The organism is Streptomyces ipomoeae 91-03, assembly GCF_000317595.1.
Lineage (GTDB): Bacteria > Actinomycetota > Actinomycetes > Streptomycetales > Streptomycetaceae > Streptomyces > Streptomyces ipomoeae.
The window spans coordinates 1-6,546 of sequence record NZ_AEJC01000597.1 but is presented as its reverse complement, the minus strand read 5'-3'; the positions used below and the strand labels follow the sequence as shown (position 1 = coordinate 6,546).

Genomic DNA, 6,546 nt, shown 5'->3' with positions numbered 1-6,546 from the left:
CCCTCAACGCGGATTCAGCGCACGCCGCGTCGCGCCAATTACCTTGTGGGCGCCGGCGTCGTACACCGCGGACTCGCGGAGCGTCGTCCCCACCCGCGAGTACGCAGTGACGCTGTCCGCGTCCTCCAGCCACAGCTCCGCATGCCGGCCCTCGGTGATCACAAGTCTGTCGTCCAGGCGTGTCAGTCAGGTCGGCAGGCGCCATCGAGGGCCATCCGGTGTGCCCAGCCAGACGGTCTGCTCCCACTCGGTGACAGTCATGCCGAACGCCGTCTGGCCGGGCGAACCCGCCTTCTGCCACACACTGAGCGCGTCCTCGACCTGGTCCCACAAGCGCAAGGGACCGTCCTGGTGGACCGTCCAGCCCTCGCCGTCGGATTCGGTCCACGCCTGCGAGCCCGTCGCCATGTCGATCAGGACGATGCCGCCTTCGGTGCGGACCAATTCGGCGGACGGCGCCGCGAGCTGGGCGACGAAGAGTCCGGTCCAGTCATCCAGCAGAACCGGGCTCACCTGCGTACTGCGCGTGGTGCCGGGACGCGGGTAGAACGTGGGGCGGGGCGGACGCTCATGCGGTCGGGCGAGCATGTACGAGACCGGCTCGCCGACGAATCGACCGCGCGCGACTCCTTCGCCGTCGAGGACGAGGCGAATCAGGCCGGAACCGAGCATCCAGCCGCTGATCGTCGTGGTGATGCTGCCGCCGTCCCGGAGCTGCCACAGCCATGAAGGGGGGATCGTACGTACGGCGCACGTCGCGATCACCGTGTCGTAGTCCGCCCCATCCTGGTGCCCGCGCAGGCCGTCGCCCACCACGAGGTGGGGGGAGTAACCGGCGACCTGGAGGTGCCGCGCGGCGGCAGCCGCCACCTCCTCGTCGTACTCCACGGAGTACACGGACCTGCCGCCGATACGGTGACAAAGGATCGCGGTGGAGTAGCCCGTCCCCGTGCCGATCTCCAGCACCTTGTCGCCATCGTGGACGTCGGCGAGTTCCACCATGCGCAGGACGAGGGACGGCAGGGTGCTGGAGGAGGTGGGCCGCCCGGACAGCGGGCCGTCGGCGTCCGCAGCGCTGACGCCATCGACCTGGGTCACCCACGTGGTGTTCGAGTAGACCATCCGAAGCCACTCGTCGTCGCCGAGTCGGTCGCGTCGTACGGGCTCCCATTGGGCGCCGTTGGGGCGGAAGAAGACATCGCCCACGAACAGATCGCGCGGCACGGCTTCGACAGCTGAGCGCCATGCGGGATCGGTGAGCTGACCGTGCTTGGCGAGTTCGTCGGCGAGGCCCTGACGGAGGGATGCGGTACTGGTCATCGGCGGTCCCGATCGGGGTGCTGGAGCTGGTCGGCGAGGGCAGCTGTGATCTGACGCGTGATGGGGGTGGGGAACCATGCGAACTGCCCATTTGGATTGCACTCATACATGTGCCACACCCCGGAGGCATCGAGCCCGAAGTCAAAGGCACCGTAGGCCAACCCGAACATCTCGAGGTAGTCATGCACGGCTTTCGCCACGTCGGGGGGCGTGTCGATGAGGGTGTAGATGAGATCGTCGTAGTGGCGGCGCCAGTCCAGGCCGGGTGACCCATCGATCCGTACGGCGAACAGCTTGCTGCCGATCGCGGTGAGCCGGATGTCCGCGACCTTGTCCACACGCTGCTGGAACAGGTGCATCGTCTGGCCGACACCGACGTCCAGGTCCTGGGAGCTGACTTCTTCGACCCACACTGTCAGACCGCGCCCGTCCTGGTCGGTGTAGTCGCTGTTATAGAGCGGCTTGTAGACCGTGGGCCCGTGCTCGCGGATGAACCGTTGTGCCTCCTCCACGTCGTTCGTCAGCAGAGTCGGGGGAACGCGTAACCCGCACCGTGCCGCGGCCGAGAGTTGGGCCGGCTTGTACTCGGCCGCCCGGTTACGCCACGGGTGGTTGACGTAGTGCGCGGCCGGTAGTGAGGCCAGGATGCCACCGAGTCCGTAGCGGGCCTGCTCCGCACACCATCGAGCATCCTGTCCGTCTAGCCCTGCGGGCGCGGCATACGGGCGCGGCCTGCGCCAGTACACCGATCGCACCCGGTCCAGGGGCGCGACGCGGGTCGCCGTCAGCACCGTACCGCTGAGCCCGAGGACGTCCACGCGAGCCGCCACGGTGACGGCGTCCGGGAAGTCGGCCGGGTCGAGCCGTATGACCGGAACCTCGCGTGAGCCGAGCTCGACTATGACGACGTCGGCGGTCGCGTCGTCCAGCCGAGTGACGACAAGAACCGGCGACTGCGCGGTCAATCGGTGTCCCCTTCCTGGTCGCTGCCCTCGTCGGTGTTCCCGTCCAGAGACGTCTTCGGTTTTGTCTCCTGGGACGTCTCGCTGCGTTTGTGTCGGGCGAGGGTCGGCACATCCAGGCCGTCCGGACCGACCCACCGTCCCGTCTGGCTGTCCGGGTCCAGCACGATCGTGGCCGGGGCCAGAACGGCCGCCTCGGGGAAGGGCCTCATCCGGGTCAGTCCGAAGGGGACCGTGACCAGCTCACTCATCCAGTCCTCCGCCATGTCGCGTATTCCTGACATGGCCGACCGTAGGAATCGGCATCGCCTGCCCGCCACGAAGTTGCAGCAGATTACATGGCAGTTGACATCAGCAGCTCATGGCGTCTTCACGCCCTTGAGGCGCACAGTCCCTGAAGGCGATTGTGATGCAACCTCGCGTAACCCTTGCTGGCGTTGGAGGCCAACCACCATGAACATTCGGTTCGTTGGGATCGACCCCGAGACGGACGAGGACGGATGTCCGACGGTGTGGGTTGACATGGATACCGCGGATCTGCTGATCCAGAGCTATGAGGTCGACGAGGAGACCAGCAGCACATGTGATGCCCTGTCACCTGCCAGGTCGCCGATTCCACCGGGCGAGACCGTCATCAGGATTCCCCGGCGGATGATCCCGATCATCAGGAAGGCATGCGATGAGCTCGATCCCGGAGTTCGGTGAACTCCTCGCCGGCAGCCAACGGTCGGCCGTGCACCTGGAGACGCGGGACACCTACTTCAGCAACCCACGCTTCGAAGCCTGGCAGCGAGGGCAGCGCGTCGACTGGGCCGATCGTGCCTCGTGGTGGCGTCCCTTCCATCAGGACATCGCGGACGCCGTGGCGCGGGGAGTGACCGTGCGTCGCGCTCGCGTCGTTTCCGAGCCGGTCAGCGACTACATCCGCTGGGAACACCACCAGACCCGCGCCAACCTGGAAGCCGGCGAGATCGTGCGATGGCTTCCGCGCCGTCTTGCGGTCGATCTGCTGTTGCCCGCCAACGACTTCTGGATCTTCGACGGGCGGTTGATGCGCGTTCACCACTTCTCCGGTGACGGTGAGTGGATCGGCAAGGAGCTGTGCGCCGATCAGAAAGTGGTGGAGGCCTGCTCGGCCGCGTTCGTGAGCATCTGGGAGCGAGCCATCCCACATGACGAGTACGAGATCAAGTAAGGGTTGACCAAGCCGGAAGTGACACCTTTTCCCACAACCAGCGTGCAGGCGGCCCGCGCGGCACTCGCGGCCCGCCTGCGAGAGCTGCGTCTGGACGCGGGGATCACGGGCAAGGAGCTTGCACGGCGGTGCGATTGGTCGGTCGCCAAGTCCTCCCGTATTGAGAACGCGCGCACAGCACCTTCCGACAAGGACATCACGGCTTGGTGCACGGCCTGTGGGGCCGAGGATCAGGCGGCGGATCTCATTGCGGCCAACCGGCAGGCCGACTCCATGTATGTGCAGTGGAGACGGCTGCAGCGCACCGGCATGAGACGTCTCCAAGAGACGTCCATGCCGCTGTACGAGCGCACTCGCCTGTTCCGTGTCTACGCCTCGCATGTGATTCCCGGCTATCTCCAGACTCCTGGCTACGCGACCGCTCTCATGAGCACCATCGCGGCCTTCCGTGGCACCCCCGACGACGTCACCGAAGCGGTCGAGGCCCGAATGCGCCGCTCACGGGTCGTCCACGAGGGGGACCACCGTTTCGCGACGCTCATCGAGGAGAACGTCCTCCATCACCGAGTTGGCGACGCGAACGTGATGGCAGGCCAACTCGGCGCCCTGCTTGCCTCGATGGCGCTGCCGTCGATGTCCGTGGGAGTCATCCCGGCGGAGACACCCCGGGAACAGATCATGTGGCCGCTGGAACAGTTCACCGTCTTCGACGACCTACGCGTCCACGTGGAACTTCTCGCCGCGAAAGTAACCGTCACGGAGCCGAGCGAACTCGACGTCTACCTGCGCGCGTTCGCCAGGTTGACGGCCCTCGCGGTGTACGGTGCCGAGGCGCGCGCGTTGATCGTGAAGGCGATCGACTCGTTGGAGGCCTAACTCTGGGCGAAGTGATCGAACTCGCCGGCCTTCGCGCCCGCGAGCATGGCGGCGATCTCGGAGTGGGTGAAGAGGAGGGCGGGGCCGTCGGGGGCCTTGCTGTGGCGGATGGCGACGCCGTTGGGGTGGGCGGCGAATTCGACGCAGTCGCCGTTGGCTCCGGAAACGGATGACTTCTGCCATGTGGCGGGTATTTTCGAGGCGTCCGGGATTATGTGCTCCGACATTCCTGTCTATCCCTTTCGGTAATTGGTGAGGTGGCTCTCGATGAGTTTCATCGATTCGGCTGCTCTGAGAGATTCTGACATCATGAGTCGGTTGAACAGCCTGCTGTACGCCTGAACTTCGTCGGTCTCTTCCAGAAACCTGTTGCCGGTCAGCCCTTCGAGGTAGACGATGTCGGGTTCCCAGCGTTGGGGAAAGGTGAGTACCACGAACGGACCGAACAGTGCTGCATGAGACGCTGATGCTTCTGGCAATACATGAATGTTGACTGTGCCGGGATACTCCTTGGCCATGATGAGGAGATGTTCGAGTTGTGCTGCCATGACTTCGGGTCCGCCAACTGCATGTCGGAGCGCCGACTCCGAGATGACACCCCAGAAGACCAGCGGGTTCGGCCGATCGAAGACCCTCTGCCGTTTTTCTCGAATGCTCAGGCGTTCGGTGATCTCCTCCTCGCTCATGCCTGGTACGTGCTGATCAATTACGGCTGCTGCGTAGTCGTACGTCTGCAACAGGCCGGGAATCAGGGCGGTTTGCACGCTGTACGACTCTGACGCATCCGATTCGTAGCCGATGAAGTCGGCGTACACGCCGCTCACCGCCGAGCGGACGCTGGTCTCCCAGCCGCGTACGTTTCCCCGGCGGCGGAGATCGATCAGATATCCGCGCAGGCTTCGATCCTGCACCTTGTACTGATCCAGTACCGCGTTCAGGTCCGTCTCGGAGATACCGATACGCCCCGACTCGATACGGCTCAACTTGGCCGTCGACCAGTTGAGTGAGCGCGCCATGGTGTCCAGGGTGCCGTGCGCACCCTCCTCACGCACCTTGCGGAGGATGTGCCCCAACCGCACCTGACGTGCCGTCGGCTCTGTGCGTGCTCCCACCTGCTTGCCTCCCCTGAACCCGTCTGTGCTGACAGGCTGCCGGATCGCGGTGCTCGACATGCCCCGCTTCACTCGTTCGGGGCAGTTCGTGGTGTATGCGTGCACCAACAATAGGTAGTGGTGCACGCTTGCTCCAAGCGGTTCGTAGTCGAACGCTCACTGTCCGCTCTGTCGCACTCTTCGGGGGTCATGTGTCATGTCTGAACTGACCACACGCCGTAATTATCCCATCACCAACCGTTCGGTAGCCCGCGCCCGTTCGGACAGTGCCGCCTTTCTTGCCGCCTGCGGGATGGATCGGGAGGGGGAATTCGCTAGCGAACTGGTGCTGGTCATCAGTGAGTTGATGACGAATGCCGTAACCCATGGGCGAGTGCCGGGGACTTCGGGTCGTCGGGTCGGCATGTCCATCGAAAAGACCGGCAATGTCTACCGAGTTGAAGTGCGGGACACCCAGGGCGACCGGATGCCCGTGCTGTACGGGGAGGGAAACGGTGACGGCGTCGGGGGCAGAGGGCTCCTGCTCGTCGACTCCCTGTCCGACAAGTGGGGCGTGCGACCGGAGGTCCTCGGAAAAACCGTGTGGGCCGAGAAGGAATTCGGCACCGGAGAACACGGCGGCGAGTAAATCAAAAGCTGCCCCGCAGTGGCGTAGCGGGCCGCTGCGGGGCGGAGTGTGAACAGCAAAGGGAAAGGAGCTGTCGACGTGAAGAACTTTATCGTCTGGTTGCTCGGCGTACTGGCCGTTTTGCGGATCACGCAGCCTCGCAGCCGGGGCGGTTCCGCCCCGGCTCCGGGCCACGCCGTACCGACGGTCCCCCATACCCCCGTACGGACGTGGAATACACCCCCGGAAACGCCCCGGCAGTGGCACCTGAACCCGGACAGGGCCCGTTGGGCGCGCTGGGCCAGGCGGGCCGAGCGGCTGCGGTGGAGTGGGCGGGGGCTGCCGCTGCTGCCGGAGGAGGAGTGCTGGCAGCGGGGGTCTGTCGGGCGGGGGCGCCGGGGCGAGGCGTCCGACTGGGGGCGATGCGAGGCCAGGCACCCGGTGCGTACGTATGTGCTCGTTGCCCTGGGTGAG

10 protein-coding genes are annotated in these 6,546 nt (G+C 65.4%); 5 read left to right on the top strand and 5 right to left on the bottom strand.

Annotation, left to right across the window (positions count from 1 at the left end; genetic code table 11):
• Positions 1 to 186: 186 nt before the first annotated feature.
• From tgmC to tgmA, 3 genes are read right to left on the bottom strand one after another with little or no spacing between them, the layout of a single operon-like run.
• Positions 187 to 1,320: an ATP-grasp peptide maturase system methyltransferase gene (gene tgmC, locus STRIP9103_RS38405; protein ID WP_009336227.1), complete on the bottom strand. Its 1,134-nt coding sequence runs from the start codon at positions 1,318 to 1,320 to the stop codon at positions 187 to 189.
• The gene (tgmB, locus tag STRIP9103_RS38400; protein ID WP_009336209.1) at positions 1,317 to 2,285 is read right to left on the bottom strand and encodes an ATP-grasp ribosomal peptide maturase; all 969 of its coding nucleotides are present in this window, start codon (positions 2,283 to 2,285) and stop codon (positions 1,317 to 1,319) included. Before tgmB ends, tgmC begins: the two co-directional genes overlap by 4 nt.
• Positions 2,282 to 2,548, bottom strand: coding sequence for a putative ATP-grasp-modified RiPP (tgmA, locus tag STRIP9103_RS38395; protein ID WP_009336214.1), 267 nt, complete (start codon positions 2,546 to 2,548; stop codon positions 2,282 to 2,284). Before tgmA ends, tgmB begins: the two co-directional genes overlap by 4 nt.
• 187 nt (positions 2,549 to 2,735) lie before the next feature.
• Here tgmA and STRIP9103_RS38390 point away from each other — a divergent pair, with 187 nt between their 5' ends.
• The 3 genes from STRIP9103_RS38390 to STRIP9103_RS38380 are packed head-to-tail and all read left to right on the top strand — an operon-like array spanning position 2,736 to position 4,353.
• Positions 2,736 to 2,987, top strand: coding sequence for a hypothetical protein (locus STRIP9103_RS38390; protein WP_009336228.1), 252 nt, complete (start codon positions 2,736 to 2,738; stop codon positions 2,985 to 2,987).
• Entirely contained in the window at positions 2,962 to 3,477 is a 516-nt protein-coding gene (locus tag STRIP9103_RS38385; RefSeq protein ID WP_009336216.1) for a DUF6879 family protein, read from the top strand. The genes STRIP9103_RS38390 and STRIP9103_RS38385 overlap by 26 nt, the downstream gene beginning before the upstream one ends.
• A gap of 18 nt (positions 3,478 to 3,495) precedes the next feature.
• Positions 3,496 to 4,353 carry a helix-turn-helix domain-containing protein gene (locus tag STRIP9103_RS38380; RefSeq protein ID WP_048821730.1) on the top strand — a complete coding sequence of 286 codons (858 nt, stop codon included), beginning with the start codon at positions 3,496 to 3,498 and terminating at the stop codon, positions 4,351 to 4,353.
• Here the strand turns inward: STRIP9103_RS38380 and STRIP9103_RS38375 are convergent.
• Positions 4,350 to 4,580, bottom strand: coding sequence for a DUF397 domain-containing protein (locus STRIP9103_RS38375; protein ID WP_009336219.1), 231 nt, complete (start codon positions 4,578 to 4,580; stop codon positions 4,350 to 4,352). The two genes, STRIP9103_RS38380 and STRIP9103_RS38375, sit on opposite strands and share 4 nt — an antisense overlap.
• A 6-nt stretch (positions 4,581 to 4,586) precedes the next feature.
• On the bottom strand, positions 4,587 to 5,525 hold the full coding sequence (locus STRIP9103_RS38370) for a helix-turn-helix domain-containing protein (RefSeq protein WP_009336210.1): 939 nt from the start codon (positions 5,523 to 5,525) through the stop codon (positions 4,587 to 4,589).
• Between the two features lie 136 nt (positions 5,526 to 5,661).
• On the opposite strand from STRIP9103_RS38370, the gene STRIP9103_RS38365 reads away from it, so the two are divergent.
• Both STRIP9103_RS38365 and STRIP9103_RS52380 read left to right on the top strand, forming a co-directional pair.
• A complete protein-coding gene (locus STRIP9103_RS38365) occupies positions 5,662 to 6,093 on the top strand; it encodes an ATP-binding protein (protein WP_009336212.1) in 432 nt (143 codons plus the stop codon).
• Between the two features lie 78 nt (positions 6,094 to 6,171).
• Positions 6,172 to 6,546 (top strand): hypothetical protein (locus STRIP9103_RS52380; protein ID WP_234022409.1); only part of this gene is annotated, 375 nt, incomplete at its 3' end.